The 18,074-nt window shown below is 60.4% G+C and carries 15 protein-coding genes; 12 read left to right on the forward strand and 3 right to left on the reverse strand.

Translation table 11 applies throughout. The features are described 5' to 3' along the window. Positions 1–172: 172 nt before the first annotated feature. The 6 genes from V6Z91_RS11165 (at position 173) to V6Z91_RS11190 (ending at position 7,042) form a co-directional block, all read left to right on the forward strand. Positions 173–631, forward strand: coding sequence for a hypothetical protein (locus tag V6Z91_RS11165; RefSeq protein WP_338770361.1), 459 nt, complete (start codon positions 173–175; stop codon positions 629–631). Between the two features lie 426 nt (positions 632–1,057). After that, the gene (locus V6Z91_RS11170) at positions 1,058–2,647 is read left to right on the forward strand and encodes a flavin monoamine oxidase family protein (protein ID WP_338770364.1); all 1,590 of its coding nucleotides are present in this window, start codon (positions 1,058–1,060) and stop codon (positions 2,645–2,647) included. Further along, the gene (locus tag V6Z91_RS11175) at positions 2,644–3,045 is read left to right on the forward strand and encodes a cytochrome c (protein WP_338770367.1); all 402 of its coding nucleotides are present in this window, start codon (positions 2,644–2,646) and stop codon (positions 3,043–3,045) included. Before V6Z91_RS11170 ends, V6Z91_RS11175 begins: the two co-directional genes overlap by 4 nt. Positions 3,046–3,057: 12 nt before the next feature. After that, the gene (locus V6Z91_RS11180) at positions 3,058–3,546 is read left to right on the forward strand and encodes a RidA family protein (RefSeq protein WP_338770370.1); all 489 of its coding nucleotides are present in this window, start codon (positions 3,058–3,060) and stop codon (positions 3,544–3,546) included. A gap of 132 nt (positions 3,547–3,678) precedes the next feature. Next, a complete protein-coding gene (locus V6Z91_RS11185) occupies positions 3,679–6,150 on the forward strand; it encodes a TonB-dependent receptor (protein WP_338770372.1) in 2,472 nt (823 codons plus the stop codon). 64 nt (positions 6,151–6,214) lie between these two features. Beyond that, positions 6,215–7,042, forward strand: a complete 828-nt coding sequence (locus tag V6Z91_RS11190; protein WP_338770375.1) for an alpha/beta hydrolase — start codon at positions 6,215–6,217, stop codon at positions 7,040–7,042. A gap of 3 nt (positions 7,043–7,045) precedes the next feature. On the opposite strand, the gene tssK is transcribed toward V6Z91_RS11190, so the two are convergent. Continuing rightward, entirely contained in the window at positions 7,046–8,380 is a 1,335-nt protein-coding gene (tssK, locus tag V6Z91_RS11195) for a type VI secretion system baseplate subunit TssK (protein ID WP_338770378.1), read from the reverse strand. Between the two features lie 126 nt (positions 8,381–8,506). Between tssK and tssF the strand changes: the two genes are divergently transcribed. The 6 genes from tssF to V6Z91_RS11225 are packed head-to-tail and all read left to right on the forward strand — an operon-like array spanning position 8,507 to position 17,098. Then, positions 8,507–10,324 carry a type VI secretion system baseplate subunit TssF gene (tssF, locus tag V6Z91_RS11200; protein ID WP_338770381.1) on the forward strand — a complete coding sequence of 606 codons (1,818 nt, stop codon included), beginning with the start codon at positions 8,507–8,509 and terminating at the stop codon, positions 10,322–10,324. After that, positions 10,288–11,307: a type VI secretion system baseplate subunit TssG gene (gene tssG, locus V6Z91_RS11205; RefSeq protein WP_338770384.1), complete on the forward strand. Its 1,020-nt coding sequence runs from the start codon at positions 10,288–10,290 to the stop codon at positions 11,305–11,307. Before tssF ends, tssG begins: the two co-directional genes overlap by 37 nt. Further along, positions 11,304–13,913: a type VI secretion system tip protein TssI/VgrG gene (tssI, locus tag V6Z91_RS11210; protein ID WP_338770386.1), complete on the forward strand. Its 2,610-nt coding sequence runs from the start codon at positions 11,304–11,306 to the stop codon at positions 13,911–13,913. The genes tssG and tssI overlap by 4 nt, the downstream gene beginning before the upstream one ends. Then, positions 13,910–15,736, forward strand: a complete 1,827-nt coding sequence (locus V6Z91_RS11215; protein ID WP_338770388.1) for a hypothetical protein — start codon at positions 13,910–13,912, stop codon at positions 15,734–15,736. Before tssI ends, V6Z91_RS11215 begins: the two co-directional genes overlap by 4 nt. After that, a complete protein-coding gene (locus tag V6Z91_RS11220) occupies positions 15,690–16,844 on the forward strand; it encodes a T6SS immunity protein Tli4 family protein (RefSeq protein WP_338770390.1) in 1,155 nt (384 codons plus the stop codon). Before V6Z91_RS11215 ends, V6Z91_RS11220 begins: the two co-directional genes overlap by 47 nt. Next, positions 16,841–17,098: a PAAR domain-containing protein gene (locus V6Z91_RS11225; protein ID WP_338770393.1), complete on the forward strand. Its 258-nt coding sequence runs from the start codon at positions 16,841–16,843 to the stop codon at positions 17,096–17,098. Before V6Z91_RS11220 ends, V6Z91_RS11225 begins: the two co-directional genes overlap by 4 nt. 58 nt (positions 17,099–17,156) lie before the next feature. Here V6Z91_RS11225 and V6Z91_RS11230 read toward each other — a convergent pair whose 3' ends face one another. After that, positions 17,157–17,525 carry a nucleotide pyrophosphohydrolase gene (locus tag V6Z91_RS11230; protein ID WP_338770395.1) on the reverse strand — a complete coding sequence of 123 codons (369 nt, stop codon included), beginning with the start codon at positions 17,523–17,525 and terminating at the stop codon, positions 17,157–17,159. Continuing rightward, positions 17,522–17,977 carry a GNAT family N-acetyltransferase gene (locus V6Z91_RS11235; RefSeq protein ID WP_338770398.1) on the reverse strand — a complete coding sequence of 152 codons (456 nt, stop codon included), beginning with the start codon at positions 17,975–17,977 and terminating at the stop codon, positions 17,522–17,524. The genes V6Z91_RS11230 and V6Z91_RS11235 overlap by 4 nt, the downstream gene beginning before the upstream one ends. Positions 17,978–18,074 lie beyond the last annotated feature (97 nt).

Raw genomic sequence — 18,074 nt, forward strand, 5'->3', positions numbered from 1 at the left:
TGAGTTGTTGACTTTCGCGATGACGGCAGGTATGTTGATTCATGGAAATGTCGGTCAGGGTCAGGAAAAACAGAGCTCTCGCATATGATGGCCGAGGCGCGGCGCGAGTTCCTCGGAGAACCGATCGCCAAGCCAGGCGTGCCGTGTCAATGCAAATGAATATACGAGGACCATGGTGACAGAGGATTATTCGACCGACCGCCGCGTCCTGGCCTGGTTCTGCGACGAGATCTTTCACGAGCGCTTTGCCAAGCTGTCGCCGCAGTCGCACCCCATGCATGTTCTCGAGTCCATCGAGGCATCGTCGCCTGCCGCCGCCCGCAAGGCATTGCGCATGACGCTTGCCGACTTCACCGAGCAGTCGTACGACTGGCCACCGGACTTCGTGCGGCTGGTCGACGAACGCCTGCGCGGGGCAGGGTTGCCCACACTGAGCGAGCTCCGGTACCGCTTAGGCAAGCGCATGCGGAAAGTACTCAAGCGTGGCGTCATCGACACGGAGGACGACTACTATATGCTGGCCGGCCTCGCATCGGATCGGAGTGCCAGCATGACCGAGGCAGACCACGCGTTGCTGGCGCGCTTGCTGGCCGACTACGAGAACCGCCTGCGCCCCCAGCCGCCGGCGTGAGCACCAGCCGGCCTTGACCGGCTCACCTCCTCCACGCGACCACTGCCACGCATATTGCAGAAGCCACGGCCGTGAGCGTGCGATTCCTCCACGGCGCAGCGCCAGCTCGCCGTCCTATTCGCCCGGCAACGAGCATGGGTCCGCCGAGCGGCACTGCGCTGCTTCAAGGAGTAACTTGCATCCCGGTGCGTCGCACTGGTGCGCCTTGCGACACCGCAAGCACTTCTACACTGCGGTGACTTTCAAACAAAGTTCGGCGCTCGTGTCGGGCTGAGCCTGCAACATGCACCAACGTGCCAGAAAGGCCAGCAAAGCCGAAACCACTTCATTCGCCTCGTCAAAAAGAGTGCTTACGTGACAAGAAATGGCACGCCGATTGCTTAGATACCCATGTGCAAGCATGTTCACCAACACAAAGGGGCAGCAATGAAGCAAGGGTTGATGAAGGCGGTAACGCGGCGCGATTTTCTCTACCGCGCCGCGGCGGTGGGCGGTACGGGCTTGCTGCTGAACGCGATGAACGCATGGGGCATGGGCATCGGTTCCACGATGTCCGGTCCGCCAGCCTTGACGGGCAGCGGCAAGGGCAAGTCGGTGGTGATCCTGGGCGCCGGCCTGGCCGGCATGACGGCCGCCTACGAGATGGCAAAGCTGGGCTATCGCGTGCAGGTGCTGGAAGCGCGTGGCTTCGCCGGCGGCCGCTGCCAGACGGCGAGGAGCGGCTTCGAGCTCACGGAGCTGGGCGGCGAAACGCAACGCTGCGCGTTCGACAAGGGCCAGTACATCAACCACGGCCCGTGGCGCATTCCGCTGCACCACCAGTCCACGCTGCACTACACGCGGCTGTTCGAGGTGCCGCTGGAAGTGATGGTCAACGATAACGATCACGCCTTCGTCTACCTGGAAAACGGCGGCCCGCTGTCGAAGCAGCGGCTGCGCCCCGCGCAGATCAAGGCCGACATGCGCGGCCATGTGGCCGAGCTGCTGGCCAAGTCGGTGCAGGACCACCAGCTCGACAAGGCCCTCTCGACCGATGACCAGCGCGCGCTGCTCGACTACCTGAAGCACGAGGGCCACCTGGCGGCGGGGGATCTAAGTTACAAGGGCCGCAGCGGCCGCGGCTTTGCCGTCAACCCTGGCGCCGGCGTCACCCCCGGTCCCGGTTCGTTCTCCGATCCGCTCGCTTTCCACGACCTGCTGGCATCCGGCGTGGGCAAGGTGTACAGCGCGGTGCAGGATTACCCGATGCAGAACACGATGTTCCAGCCGGTGGGCGGCATGGATGCCATCGCCAAGGCGTTCGAAAAGCGCGTGGGCCGCCACATCCGCTACAACGCCGAGGTGCAGAAGATCAGCCACGGCGAGAACCATGTCACGATCGCGTTCAAGGACACGAAGACGGGCAAGGAGGGCATCGTCACGGCCGACTACTGCCTGTGCACGATGCCGCTCTCAACCCTGCGCATGGTCGACACCGATTTCTCCGACGGTTTCAAGACCGCCATCAAGTCCGTGGCCTACGCGCCGGTCGGCAAGATCGGCCTGCAGATGAAGCGCCGCTTCTGGGAGGAGGATGATCACATCTATGGCGGCCACGTGCTGACCGACATGAAGGGCATCAACACGATCTCGCTGCCCTCGGCCAGCTGGCAGAAGAAGAAGGGTGTGGTGCTCGGCTACTACAACTACCAGACGGCGGCGATCGAAGTCAGCGGCCTGACGCCCGCCGAACGCGCCGAGTTCGCGCTCGCTGCCGGCGAAAAGATCTTCCCGGCCTATCGGGACTCGTTCGACAGCGCCTTCTCGGTGGCCTGGCACCGCGTGCAATACAACCTGGGCGGCTGGGCCGAATGGAACGACGAAAGCCGCAAGAGCGCCTATCCGAAGCTGCTGGAAGGCGAGGGCCGCGTGCTGCTGGCGGGCGAACACCTGTCCTACCTCACCGGCTGGCAGGCCGGGGCGATCGAATCGGCCTGGCAGCAGATGGCCCGCATTCATGAAAGGGCGATGGCATGACGTACAACTTCACTGCCCTGGTGGCATTGGCGGGCTTCGTCAGCGCGGTGCCGCTGCCCGCATCGGCCGCCGACGGCAAGGCCGTGTACCAGAAGAATTGCGCGGCCTGCCACCAGGCGACCGGCAAGGGCATTCCCGGCGCGTTTCCCGCGCTGGCCGGTAGCGCGTTCGTGCAGGGCCCCGCCAAGGACCCGGCCACCGTGCTCTTGAGGGGCCGCGGCGGCATGCCCGACTTTTCGCAGAACCTCAACGACGGCGATATCGCCGCCGTGCTCACATATGCCCGCTCCAGCTGGGGCAACACGGCGCCGGCCCTGTCCGAACAGGACGTGGCCGCGCTGCGCACCGAGATTTCGGCCGAGGCTTTCTCGGCCGGCCAGATGTCCAACAAACACTGAAAGAGAGGCTTCATGAAACAGCACATCGCCGCCACCCTGCTGATGGCCGCCGCCGCGGTCACCGCCAGCGCGCAGGACATCGTTCGTCACAAGATCCCCGGCTCGGACTTCCCGATCGCGCAAGCCGTGACGATTCCGCCGAATGCCACGATCCACTTCATCAGCGGCCAGGTGCCGCCGATGATCGACAAGTCGGCCAATCCGGACACGATCGCCGCCTATGGCGACACGAAGACGCAGACCGTGGGCGTGCTGAAGAAGATCGAGGAAATCCTGAAGGGCATGGGCCTGACGATGGGCGACGTGGTGAAGATGCAGGTGTTCCTGGTGGGCGACCCGGCCAAGGGCGGCCGCGCCGACACGAAGGGCTTCATGGAAGGCTACACGCAATTCTTCGGCGGCCCGCAACCGAACCTGCCGGCTCGCGCGGTGATGCAGGTGGCGGGGCTGAACTCCGCCGGCTGGCTGGTCGAGATCGAGGTGGTCGCCGCCAAGAAGTAATTCACTGAATACGCTGTAAGGGCTGGAAGGGCCCGGGGAAACTGCCGGCATGCGCGTCGGCAGGGGGACCCTTTTTCGCCTGTTTTTTGCTGCACCGGTTTTTCCATCTTCACTACAAGAAAAGGAATCACAATGCACAAGGCCATCATCACATCGGGCGCTGCCGCGATGCTGCTGCACACCGGATTGTCGCTCGCCGCCGAGCCGGGCGGCGCACCGGAGCCCGAACCGCAAGCGGAAAACGTGGCCGGCGCCGCCGGCGCACCAGTTTCGGTGGGCGCCGTGATCGTCACCGGCACCCGCGCCAGCGGCCTGAAAGCGGAAAACAGCGCCTCGCCGATCCAGGTGCTGGACGCCGGCTCGCTGCAACGTACCGGCCAGCCGGACCTGATCCAGGCCATCGCGCAAAACATCCCGTCGTTTACCGCGCAGGCCTTCGGCGGCGACACGGCGAACCTCACGCTGTCGGCCCGGCTGCGCGGCCTGTCGCCGAACAACACGCTTGTGCTGGTGAATGGCAAGCGGCGGCACGGCACCTCGAACCTGGCCGTGCTGGGCGGCCCGTACCAGGGTGGCGCGGCGGCCGACCTGAACTACATTCCGGTGGCCGCGATCGACCATATCGAAGTGCTGCAGGATGGTGCGGCCGCGCAGTACGGCACCGATGCGATCGCCGGCGTGGTCAACATCATCCTCAAGTCGAACAACCAGGGGTTGTCGGGCAACGTCAATGGCGGCGGCTATGTCGACGGCGGCGGCCACACGGGCGACGGCACGGCCAACATCGGCTTCAAGCTGACCGACAAGGGCTTCCTCAGCCTGACGGGCGAGTCGCGCTACCATGGTTACAGCGACCGCGGCAATCTCGACCCGCGCGTGACGGCCCCGCAAAACATCGCCTCGATGCCCCTGCTGCAGGCGCCCGGCTACCCGCACCTGAACAAGATCGCCGGCGACGCGCAATATCACCTGAACACGCTGGCGCTGAACGCCGGCTATGACATCGACGACGACACGTCGCTGTATGCCTTCGCCACCTGGGGCAAGAAGGAAGCGCGCGCCTACGAGAACTACCGTATGCCGAACCGGCTGCCGGAAGTCTACCCGCTCGGCTTCAGCCCGAAGGAAACGATGAAGGAGATCGACTACGCATTCACTGCCGGCGCCCGCGGCAAGTTCGGCGGCGCATGGAACTGGGAGCTGTCGACCACCTATGGCCGCGACAAGGCGGAGATCGGCGTGATCGATTCGGCCAACGTGTCGCTGTACCGCGATACCGGCTTCACGCCGACCGTCTTCCACGCCGGTACCTTCATCGCCAGCCAGTGGACCAACAACGTCGACATCTCCCGCGAATTCGACATGGGCTGGGCGAAACCGTCGACGTTCGCGATGGGTCTCGAGCACCGCGTGGACGAATACGAAATCCAGGCCGGCGACGAATACTCGCGCTACAAGGAAGGTTCGCAATCCTACCCCGGCTTCTCGCTGACGGACGCCGGCAAGCATGACCGCAACAACAAGGCAATCTACGCGAACTTCATCACCTTCCCGATCGCGGGCCTGACGGTCGACCTGGCGGCGCGCTATGAACACTTCTCCGACTTCGGCAACGCCAAGGTCGGCAAGCTGACGAGCCGCTACGACTTCACGCCCATGTTCGCGCTGCGCGGCACGTACTCGAACGGCTTCCGCGCCCCGACGCTGGCCGAGTCGTACTACTCGGCCACCAACGTGGGCCCGACCAGCGCCTTCGTGCAGCTGGCGCCGAATTCGGCGGGCGCGAAACTGGTGGGCGTGGATGGCCTGAAGCCGGAAGCATCGACCAATATCTCGGCGGGCATCGTGCTGAACCCGGCGAACAATCTGTCGGTAACGGTGGACGCGTACCAGATCAAGATCCGCGACCGCATCGTGGGTTCCGGCTCGGTCTACGGCTCGGGCGGCGCGGTAAACTCGCCGGCGGTGGTGGCCGCGATCCTCGCCAACGGCAACGTCCTCGACCCGACCGTGAGCGAGACGGGCATCAACATCTTCACCAACGCCGTCAACACCCGTTCGCGCGGGCTGGAGCTGGTGGCCACGCTGAACAGCAACTATGGCCAGTACGGCCGTGTCGACTGGTCGCTGGCGGCGAACTGGAACCAGGTGCGCGTCACGAAGATCAACCAGGCCCCGGCGCAACTGCAACCGCAGACGCTGCTGGACCGCACGGCGATCTCGAACCTGGAAACCGCGTCGCCGAAGACCCGCGTGAACATCGGCGCGCTGTGGCGCTCGGGCGCGTGGACGGTGAACCTGCGCGAAGCGATCTACGGCAAGTCGCACACGTGGGAATCGCCGAACGGCGGCACGTACTACAAGAACGAGATCGGCACCACCGCGATCACGGACCTGGAAGTGAGCTACAAGCTGACCCCGAACTGGACGCTGTCGGCAGGTGCCAACAACCTGTTCAACGAGTACCCGGACGAGGTGAACCCGGAGCTGATGGCCGTGTACCGCGCCAACCTGGACAACGCGGGCGTGACGAAGTACCCCTCGTTCTCGCCGTTCGGCATCAACGGCGGCTACTACTACGTGCGCGCCAGCTTCAAGTACTGATCCGCGGCGCCGCAGGCAAGGGCAGGGCGCTATACTGCGGCTTGCCCTTTTATCATTGAACGCCATGACCGCTCCGATGACCTTGCAGGACTATCTCGCGTTGACCGGCCCCGGGCCCGACGCGAGCTTCGCCTACGGCAGCGCGCCCTCGCAATACGTGGAACTGTTCCTGCCGCCCGGCGTCGGGCCGTTCCCCTGCGTGGTGCTGGTCCACGGCGGCTGCTGGACCGCGCAGTATGGCGGCATCACACAAATGCGCAGCATGGCCGGCGCACTCATTGCGCAGGGTATCGCCGTGTGGAACGTGGAATACCGGCGGCACGACGAGGAAGGCGGCGGCTATCCCGGCACGTACCTCGACGTGACCATGGCCATCGAGCGGCTGCGCGACGAACCGCGCATCGATTTGCAGCGCATCGTGGCTGTCGGCCATTCGGCCGGCGGGCACCTGGCGCAGTGGGCCGCGTCGCGCCACAAGCTGCCGCCATCGAGCCCGGCCTGGGTGCCGGACCCGGTGCGCATTCCCACGGTGATCAGCCTGGGCGGCCTGGCCGACCTGCGCGACCAGGCGGCATTGATCCGCTCCAGCTGCGAGCGCGAGACGGTGCAATTGGCCGGCTTGCCCAGTGCCGGGCGGCCGGACGTGTTTGCGGACACGTCCCCGGCCGAGATGCTGCCGGCCGGGATCCACACGGTGCTGATCCATGGAGAACTCGACATCGTCTCGCCACCGTCCGTAGCCGAGGCCTACGCACGGCGTGCCCGCGCGGCCGGCGATACGGCCGAGGTGATCGTGCTGCCGGGCGCCGGCCACTACGACGAAGTAGCGGCCGGTGCGCCGTGCTGGCCGCTCGTCAATGGCCCGATCCTGCGCGCGCTGGGATTGCAGTGACGCTTACGGCGCTATGCCGAACAACTCCATCCGCAAGCCCTTCATGCCGGCCGGCGCATAAATCGTGATGGCCTGCGCCTTCAGCATGTTCTCGTACAGGTTGCCCTTCGCGGTCAGCGAGAAGTAGTACGTGTTCGGCCGGACCGGCACCTCGCCGGGCACCTGCGCCATGTGCACCAGCTCCACGCCGGGCATGGCGATTCCGATCAGGCGTTCCACGTCGTCCGGCGAACCGATCTTGAAGCGTACCGGCACCGCGGCGACCAGTTCCAGGGCCGGCATGTCGGCACTCACCGCCAGGCACAGCTCCGTGCGTCGCTCCACGCGCGCCGGGTCCAGCACGCCGTGGTGGTGCGTGATCTTCACCGGATCGGCCGTGAGCGGCACCGTGAAGTAGCGCGAGGAGATCACGGTATCGATCAGGTCGCGGATGATGGCATCGAGCCGCCCGAAGCCGGGGCCTGGATCGTCGTGCTGGTAAGCCGGCAGGTCGCACAGCGCATATTTCGGCGAGAACGTCATCAGCCCGCCGGCCAGCGCCGTCAGCTTGTCGAACACGGTTTCCGGGTGGTGCTGGCGGTAGCGCGCCGTGTGCGTGAGCGGCGCCGCCGCCGTGCAGATCACGTTCAGCATCCAGAACGACGAGGCGTCGCCGGCATGCACCTCGAACGCCTGGCGGCCGTTCAGGCGGTGGCGCTCGTACAGCGCCGCGATCTTGGCGTTGAGCTTGGCCAGCAGGGCGTCGAGCATGCCTGGCAGGCCGGCGGCGGTGGCCAGGGTGACCGACGGGGGCATGAAGGTGGGGTCGGGTTCGAAGCCGCCGGTGGGGGAGCGCTTGATGCGGATGACGGGGAAGGAGATGTAGCCGGTGCGCGCCTCGGTGTGGGGGATGAGCGTCACGTTCTTTGTCAGGTACTCGACATCGAGCGACAGGTCGCTGGTGAACAGGTCGGCGGCTTCGACATCTTTCCTCCTGTAGCGCCCCGACCTTTCAGCATTTCCACCATGCTGGTTGAGCAACGGCATGGCGGCATAGAACGTGAACACCTGCTCGTCGGGGTCCAGTGCCGCCAGGTTCACGGCCGGTGGCGCCGGGTCGGAAATCGGCGCATCGAAAATCTCGCCATCCTGGAACAACAGGGACAGTTCCTCTGCCTTCAGCATGTTGTTGCCGAGCATGTCCGAATTCCATTCCGCCTTGCGCACGCCCCACAGGCTTGGGCTGATCATCTGCGCAAGTTGTTGGAGCCGCGCCTCGTGATACAGGTCCTGCCGTTGCATCTGCTGGGGCGCGATGATGAGGCCTTCGCCCCATAACAATTTCAATGGAATGCTCATGGTTCTCCTTTCGCAAAGAATGAGAGAGAGCATGAATGTTTCGCACCGGCATTCCTTTGATCGGGCGCAATTTGCCAGTCGAGAAGCTCCCGATAATGAGCCTTCCCGACACTACCGCTCCCGAACATGAAAGACTTGCTTCCTTATTTCGAACGCGAACTGGTGGTGTTGCGCGGCTATGCCGCCGAATTTGCCGCCAGGTTCCCCCGTGTAGCCGATCGGCTACGCATAGGCGACGGTGACGCCCAGTTCGAGCGCCTGTTGCAGGCGTTGGCCCTACTGGCGGCGCGCATCGTCACGCGGATCGACGACGGTTTTCCGCAATTTACCGAAGCGCTGCTCAATTCGTTGTTTCCGCACTACCTGCGACGCTTTCCCTCCTGTGCCATCGCTTCTTTCACCCTGATGGACAAGGGGCTGGAAGAGATGTCCGGCGTGCGCGTCATCAAGCGCGGCACCATCCTTGAATCCCAGCCAGTCCAAGGCACGCGATGCAAGTTCCAGACCGCGACGGATGTGGCAATGGCACCACTGGCAATCACGGCAGCGCAGTTCGAACCTTTGCTCCGTGCACCGTCGGGTACGAAGCTGGCAGCGGATGCAACGGCCTCGTTGTCGATCACTATCGCTTCCGTGTCCTCCAAGCTCGCGCTGTCGCAGATACCGCTGGACACGCTGCGCGTGTTCGCCGATGGCGATCCGTCGTTCTGCGCGGCCCTGCACGATACATTGTTCATGCACGTCACCGGTGCATTCATCGAGTCACCGACGGGCAATTGGCTACCGTTGCCGGAGAGCCCGCTGCTGCCGGTTGGCTGCGCGGATGACGAAGCGCTGATACCGTTCGGCGACCGCTCACACCGCGCATGGCGGATACTGACGGAGTACTTCTGCTTCCCCGACAAGTTCCGGTTCTTCGATATCGACCTGGCAGCGCTGCACACGGTGCTGCCGTCGAACAATCGCAGCGTGACGTTGCATCTTGCGCTGTCGCGCATGCCACCGGACGGTAATGCGGCGCGCATGTTGCGCTTGCTGCAAGCGTCCCACCTGCGGCTGTTCTGCACCACGGTCGTCAACTTGTTCAAGCAGCCAGTCCGACCTGTCGCCGTCACCAGCATGGCGGCGGAGTACTCGCTGGTGGCTGACGCACCCCGCCCGCAGGCTTTCGAGGTGTATTCAGTCGATGCTGTGCACCAGCAACCGAAGGACGGCGACCTTGTCGAATTCACGCCCCTGTATGCAAGGGGGCATGGCGTGTCGGGCCGGGGCCGCCACTGGATATTGCGCCACGACGAAGTTCTGGAGGCGACCAGTCCAGGGCATGAAAAGCGCATGGCGCTGGTGGACATCAACGCGGCGGCGTTGAAGGTGGAGCGCAGCTCGTTGTCCGTCCACGTCACGTGCACCAACCGGGACCTGCCGCACCAGTTGAGTCATGGCGCATCCAGTGGCGACCTTGCATTGCCAGGCGCGGTGGGCGGGCCGGTGGTGCGCCTGCTGGCCAAGCCCAGCCTGACGCAACACTTCGCGGCAGGGCAGAACCACTGGCGGTTGATTTCCCACTTGACGCTGAATCACCACGCCCTGGTGCCGAAAGGCCTGCCCACCTTCAAGGAACTCCTCACGCTCCATGACCTTCCTGCGTCGCCTGTCACGCGACGGATGATCGAGGGGATCGTGAATCTCGACCACGAGATCACTACCGCCTGGATCAAGCACAAGCGCGGCTGCTCGCTGGTGAAAGGCCTGGAAGTCCACATCACGGTGGACGAGGAAGCATTCGTCGGCAGCGGCATTCATCTGTTCGCGCAGGTGATGGACCACCTCCTGGGGCTATATGTGCAGGTCAATAACTATGTGGAACTGGTGCTGCTGTCGCAGCGCAATCAGAGGGAGATTTGGCGATGCAAACGACGCAACGGCAGCGCGAGCCCGGCCTGATCGGCCGGCTCTTCGCGGAACCCTGGCGATTCGGGTTTCTTCCCGCGATCACGCTGACCTTGCGGTGGCTGGCACGGCGCGGTGTGCCGACCGACGACGCCTTGACGAAGTCACTGCGCTTCGAAAACAGCGTTTCCCTGGCTTTCCCCGCCAGTGAAATCGAAGCGCTGCGAGTCGAGGAGCAGCCGGATGGGCCGCGCGTCGTCATGACGCCGACCTGCTTTGGGCTGCTGGGCACTTCCGGCACGCTGCCGGCGCACGACACAGATCGCTGTGCGCACGCGGCGGCATCCGGCGAGAAGGGCGGCCGTGCGTTCATGGACTTCCTGTCGACTCGCATGGTCAGCTTATTCTGGCAGGCCTGGGCCATGCACCGACCGGAGGTCGTCATCGATACCCAGGGTCGCGATGCCTGGCGTGTACGCCTGCAGGCCCTTGGCGGCAGGAAGGAATCCGCCAGCGAACGGGAGGCGTGGTATGCCGGGCTGCTGCGGACCCGCCCCGTTTCTGCCGCGACACTGGAGTGCATCCTGGCCGGCGAGCTGGGACTGCCGGTGCGGGTCGAATCGATGGTGGGAAGCTGGGACATCGTCAAGCCTTCACAACGCAGCAGGCTGGGCACCCCGACTCCAAAGCTCGGCGCTGGTGCCATGGTCGGGCGGCGCCAGTGGCGGCTGGACCAGCGCGTGCGCATCGTGATCGGGCCCCTGAAGCGTGCGCAGTTCGACTGGCTGCTGCCCCGCGGCGAAGGCGCGCGCATGCTCTCCAGGCTGGTGGCGCTCGTGATGGCCGAAGTCCTGGTGGAATACGAAGTCTGCCTGCTGCCCGGTCCCGAATGCATCCGCCCGCTCGTGCTGACGGCAAAACCCGGCGAAGGGCGCCGGCTGGGTTGGGACACTTTCATTGCCGATGCACCGGGTAGCTCCCGCCAACGCGAAATCCGCTATCTGCTGAAACCCGAACTCTATGGAGATGATCAATGAGCCTGATACCCCCGACCGTGGTGTCGTTCGACCGCCTGCAGCAGACGGGCCGGCTGCTGCGGTCGCACTTTCCCAATGATGACGGGCCTGAAGCCAACCTGGTCGTGAACACGCTATGCGCGCAGGAAGAGCTGTCGCGCAGCTTCCGCTTCGATGTGGAACTGTTGTCGGACGATGTATCGATTCCGCTGAAGTCGATGATCGGAAAGATGATGACGGTCTCTCTGGTCCGGGACAACGGCACCGAACGCCACTTCAACGGCTACATCACGGAATTCCGCTACATGAAGACCGATGGCGGCTTCGTGTACTACTACGCGGTGCTCGAACCATGGCTGGCTTTCGCGAAGCTGCGCAAGGATTGCGTGTCGTTCCTCGCTTGCAGCGTCCTGGAGATGACTGAAAAGACATTCGCGCACTACAAGGAACATGACTGGAAGCCGCAGATGCGGGGGGAAGACGCGAAGATCACCTGCATGAACCAGTACAACGAGACGGACTACAACCATCTGCACCGCCGCTGGGAAGCCGCCGGCTTGTATTATTGGTATGAGCACCGCCTGGATGGGCACACGCTGCATTTGTCCGACGACAGCACGATCGCCGATCCCATCGACGAATGTGGCGCACGGGATATGGAACCCGGCACGATTCCTTATCGCGCTTTCGCGGGTTCCGCCGAAAGCGACGGCATCCGGCAATGGCAGGCCGTCCGCCGGGTCGGCCCGTCCAGCATGGCACTGGGCAGCTTCGACTACAAGAACCCGATGCCGCAAGCCGTCAGCTCCGAGTCGATGAACCGGCAGGGTGATTTGCCGTCGTTCGACGTCTATGAGAACACGGGAGCCTACGGCTATCGCGACTGGCAGGACGGCGAACCGCTGGCGAAGCGCCGGATGGAAGAAGCGGACCGCATGACGCAGTACTTCGAGGCGGAGGGCAACGACCGCAGCGCACTACCCGGCCGCAGCTTCATGCTGGCCGACCATCACAGCGGTTCGATGAACTGGCCCTTCCGGCAGGCGATGCTCAGCGAGCCGATCGGCAAGCGGGAATACCTGATCGTCTCCGTCCGCCATTGGGCCGGGAACAACCTCAATTCGGCCAAGCGCGAGCCTTCATATTACAGGAATGATTTCACCTGCCTGCGCAAGACGGTCCCATGGCGGCCGGGTCGCCACTTTCACAGCAATCCACCTCCTTCGCCTGGCGTGCAAACCGCGATCGTCACCGGACCGCAGGGGGAAGAAATCCATACCGATGGCCTGGGGAGGATCACGATCCAGTTTCACTGGGACCGGCAGGGCAAGCGGGACGAGAACAGTTCCGCATGGGTGAGAGTGGCGATGCCGATGGCGGGCAGGCAGTTCGGGCAAATCGGTTTGCCGCGGGTTGGGCAGGAGGTCGTGGTGCAGTTTTTGGGCGAGAACCCGGATAGGCCGATTGTTACCGGGGTAGTCTATAACGCTGAGCATGAGGTGCCCTGGCAACTATCTGCCCAGCGTGCCTTGTCGGGCTTGCGTTCGCGTGAGGTAGGTGGTACCCGAGGTAGTCAGTTGGTACTCGACGACACAAAAGATGAGATTCAAGCCCAATTGCGCTGTGATCATCTACATAGTCAATTGTCTTTGGGGAAAATACATCGGCTTGAGCAAATAGAGGGGCGAGGTGAGCACAGGGGAGATGGCTTCGAATTGCGCTCCGACGGACACGGTGTACTGCGGGCTGCACAGGGCATGTTACTTAGTACCGACGCACGACAAGCCGCTGCTGGTTCCGCAAGCGATATGTCCGAAACTATCCAACGGCTGCGACGGGCAACCGAGAATCAAGAGCGGTTGGCCTCGCTTTCGCAGCACTATGGTGCACAAGAAGAATCTCAGCAAGATCACACTGTTGAAGAGCTTCGTTCACAGAATAGTGCTATCCACCACGGTGAGAGTAGTGCTTCCTCCAAGCTGACCCAGCCTCACCTTGTGCTGTCCAGTCCAGCGGGGTTAGCCGTTACGTCAGCAGGATGCACCCATATTGCTAGCGACAGGGACGTCGCGGTCAGCAGTGGAAATAATGTGTCTATTGCAAGTAACGGCGGCTTATTTGCGAGTATCGGCAAGACTCTGCGGTTGTTTGTGCATACTGCCGGAATGAAGCTTATTGCCGCTGCAGGAAAAATAGAAATTGAAGCGCAAAGCGATAATGTGGAAGTCATTGCACACAAAGTGGCAAAAATCCTTAGTGATACGGACTGGGTTGAGATAAGAGGGAAGAAGGGGGTGCGGCTGCATGGTTTTAACAATTTCCTGGAAATTGGTGAAACAGTACAGTTTTTTACCGAGTCGCCCGTGCGATTTAACGGAAATCTAGAAACGTTGGCGGCGAAGAGCATGTCGCAGGCGTTCAACGAAAGACCGGAGGACTGCAGGTTCGACCAAGAAGTCAACTTTTTGGACTCAGAAGGGAAGCCAGTGCCTAACGTTGAGTTTGAAATAACAAGAGATGACGAAGGCGTAGTCTCGGGAAAGAGTTCTATAGAAGGGAGCACAGGAATTCAAAGAGGTTGCGAGATCGAATACTACACTGTGCGTTGGAAGGGAGATTTACCATGAATGAAAAGTCAAATTTGAACGAACGAGGAAATCATCAGGAAGATTTTACCCAAGGTGTTGGTGGTTGGGCTGAGTATACTGTGTCAATGACACTAACGAGTGATATTGCTAGACACGATGTGAAATTGCCGCCTAAGAAGTTAATTCCAGTAATCTTTATACCAGGAGTGATGGGCAGTAATCTGAGAATGAGCGTGGGGCGACGAGAGCGGCTTAATCGTTCAGAAAACTATGCATGGAGGCCGGATGAGATAACTGATGCTGGAGGGAAGGCAAATGTTGTCACTGGCACAGGTTTAGGTGGATGGTTCAAGAACGCTACACCTGCCCAGCGCCAGCTGAATTTCGATCCGAACGAGACTGAAGTTGATCTTTATCGATATACCGAGAGTAAATCGAAGTTCGACCCTCAGGGTAAAGAAACTATTGAATCCGACATGCGTCATCGTAATGTCCCGGATGGGTTGGACGCCATTCCTCCACTATTGGGGAGAACATGGTCATTCTCTCGTAAGGCTGATTCGTCAAAAGGGAAGGCAGCTAGTCCAGCGCAGATTGCTCGATGGCGCGGCTGGAGCGAGGTATTGTTCGGAGGCGCCTATGGAAAAATGCTTCGACACGCGGAACATTACCTGAATAATATGGTGCACGAAGGAGGATTGAATAAAATTTGGCGGACGGTACTAGGTGATCCACGCACTATGGGTGCAAAGGATGGTGCAGCACTAACTGAAGAACAAATACAATCTATATCAAAGTGTTGGTATCCAGTGCATTCTATGGGATATAACTTCCTGAAGGGGAATGGTGAGTCTGCTAGAGTTCTCGCTGAGCGTATCGCTGGGCTAGTCAAAGGTTATCAAAAGCGTGGCTTTCAATGCAATGAGGTAATTTTGGTGACGCACAGTATGGGGGGGCTCGTAGCGAGAGCTCTGCTGCATCCGCGATACGGTAATTTACTGAATAGCTCAGTCTTCAAGATACTCGGCGTTTATCACAATGTAATGCCATCATCTGGCGCGGCGGCGACGTATAAGCGAATGCGTTTCGGGTTTCAGGACCGGCCCGGTATATTGGCCGGGTTCGCTGCGCGTGTCCTCAGCATAAATGGCGAACACGCCACAGCTATTTTGGCGAATGCCCAGGGGCCGCTTGAGTTGCTTCCCAGTACTTGGTACGGCACAGGTTGGTTGAAAGTAGTAGACGGAGCTGGGAATGTTCTCGATAGCTGGCCAAAAGAAGATTATAGTGCATTGAAGTACGTCTATTTGCAGCCAGAGACAATTTGGTGGAGGCTAATTAATCCTAAATGGGTTAACCCAGCTCGGCTCACGGAAGATGAAGGAGGCGGAATAGCTAAAGTTCACCGGAGGATCGAGAACGCTATAGATTTTATTGAGTCTATCTGTTCAACGTTCCACCCATCTCAAACCTATGCGAGCTACTGTAATAGTAAAAAGCGCCAATGCTTTGGTGAGGTAGTATTCAAAATAATGGACAAGGACCTTTTTGATACCTCAAAAACAAACCTGGCCCCGGTGACTACTTGGGTTCCGGTATCTGATGATGCCAGGGGTAACCTAACAGTAAAGGCAGGTAACCGTATCCTTACGCTTTCCCTGCAGCCTCCGAGTAGCAGCGGAGACGAAACAGTTCCGGCTGAGCGTTCCGCACGAATGGTGGGCGGTATGAGGTTTGTACACGGGACTGGAGAATCCGATGGGTATGAGCACCAAGATAGCTATTCTCAGAAGGAAGTGCTGGACGCGATGCTATATGCTGTTGCAAGCATTGCACTTACCGCGGATTGGAAGGGTAAATAGAAGTTGCCTGATTCTGCTATTGGTTTTGGCAATTTTCTTTGCCTCTACTTTTACTTCTGAGGAGGATATGGTGGATAAAATCTATCGGGAACCGCAAAAGATCAGTGTCTTATTCAACGAAAGGAAACTGTCGTGTTTTGGTCGTTATGCTTTCTACATACCAAAAATTTCTCAAATTGTATGGGGCGCAACGTCATTCCCGTCAAGGATCAGTGTGATTAGTTCAAGTCGAAGCACAATGGAGCAGCTTGTCTTGGAAGATGTGGCGAGAATTCGACGTGCCAACGATACTGCTGAAGTGATATTTTCAGGCCCCGGTCGAGATGGCTTGGGTTGGCGGCTGGACTATTATGAGGATAAGTACGCGAAGAGGGATGGAGCCCTCTATTCTCGGAGTTATATAGAGCTTGGAAATAATATCTTTCTGCTGAGTGCCGCCAAAGCGAAAAGTGAATCGGAGGTTCTTTTTTTAGAAAGACAATTTCGACGGGCGAAGAGTATTGTTCTTGCTGATCACGATATCCATGCTGATCCTGGATTCTGCGTAGAGCACGGATTCATTAGACAAAACACATACGATCACCAAGAAATTGTTGCGATAGGTTTGCATCTGCCAAGCTACCCGGATGTTAAGTTCTCTATCACTTCTAACAAGGATGCATATGCTGACTACTCTCCTGAAGAGTTTGATGGACGCATCAGGGAAGAGTTGTCTTTGCTCTCCAGGATTAAGCACGCCAAAGACGAACAGGGAAGTAATTATCCGGCACGAGTAGTATTACGCGAGGGCCCCCGAAACGTAAATCACTGGAAAGGGGAGGAATCGTTGATTAGGCGAGCTGACGGAACTCATGACTTCGAGTGGGCCTATGTCGGTCGACCTGGGGACGTGGCTTACCCACCAGAGTTCAGTGTGCAAATGTTCACGAAGGTAGCCAATAACATGATTGGGGCTGCCGAAAAAGCCTCACTTACCGACGACGAAGCAGTCGCCCTATGGGACAAACTACTCTCTAGCCTAAAATTTCGCGTAAAGGTACCGGGCGCGCCAGAAGGGTCTTACTACTTTCTGCCCGGAGAGAAAACCGACCGAGGAGCAAAGCCATGAAGCACGAAGGCCGCGGCGTCATACGCATTGGCGACAAGACGGACCATGGCGGACTCGTACTGACTGCCACCTCGACAACAATTGCGATGGGCAAGTCTGCTGCGCTTGAGGGTGATATGACCATCTGCCCGAAGTGCAAAGGATCCTTTGCCATCAAGCCCGACGGCAAGGGCGCAAAACATAAGGGCAAATCCTATGCGTACGACGGTGACATGACCGAGTGCGGCGCCAAACTGATCACTTCTTTAGTATGACGTAGCGACGAGCCAGTCGGTGCAAGCAAGAGCCAAAAGGAGCGGTAACTCAACGAAATCAATACTCATCATACTTCCGCGCATCCCCGCGCACCTTCGAGGCTGGATACTTCTCCCCATTCAGCCTCAACTTCTCCAGCGCAGCCGCCCGCAAATCCACGCCGGTACGATCCGCCAGCTGTACCAGATACAGCAGCACATCGGCCATCTCATGCCGTACTCCCTCCAGCTTTCGCTCATCCAGTTCATCGAGCGCCCCGGTCCGAAGCCACTGGAAATGCTCGACCAGCTCCGCCACCTCCACGGACAACGCCATGACCAGGTTCTTGGGCGTATGAAACTGTCCCCAATCCCGTTCGGCCGCGAACGCCCGGGTCAATTCGCGCAATTCCTCGAGCGAATCCTGAGGCGAGGAAGAAGAACTCACACCAACTCCTTCTGCATGAAGACCGACAGCGGATCCTCGGGATATTCCCCGAACGCCCCGCGGTGCTTGTACCCCATGCGCTCGTACAGCGCCAGGGCTTCCGGCATCGTCGGTCCCGTCTCCAGCATGCACACCGAGCACCCCTGTGCCAGCGCCTTCTCCTCCAGCGCGGAAATCAACCGTCGAGCCAGTCCCTGGCCCCGGGCCTCAGGCCGCACATACATCCGCTTGAGTTCAGCATATTCTGGCGTCACTACGACAGCAGCGCAGCCCAGCGCGGTGCCGTTGGAAGCGTCGCGTGCCACAGCGAATGCCACATTCGGCGCCAGCAGCGAAGCGATGTCCAGCGCGTAGACATTCTCAGGCGGATACAGCGAATACAGGTAGGCATCCAGTTCGGCGATCAGTGCGTGCACATCCGGCTGGTCCGGGGTTTCAAAGGTGATCTGCATGGACAATTCGATGATGTTTTAAGGGAAATGGCGATGTTATCATTCCCCGCGCCGCCCGATCGGTGGTCGACTGGGGGCACGACATCTCACAAGGATA

Source organism: Massilia sp. METH4 (genome assembly GCF_037094685.1).
Classification (GTDB): domain Bacteria; phylum Pseudomonadota; class Gammaproteobacteria; order Burkholderiales; family Burkholderiaceae_D; genus Rugamonas.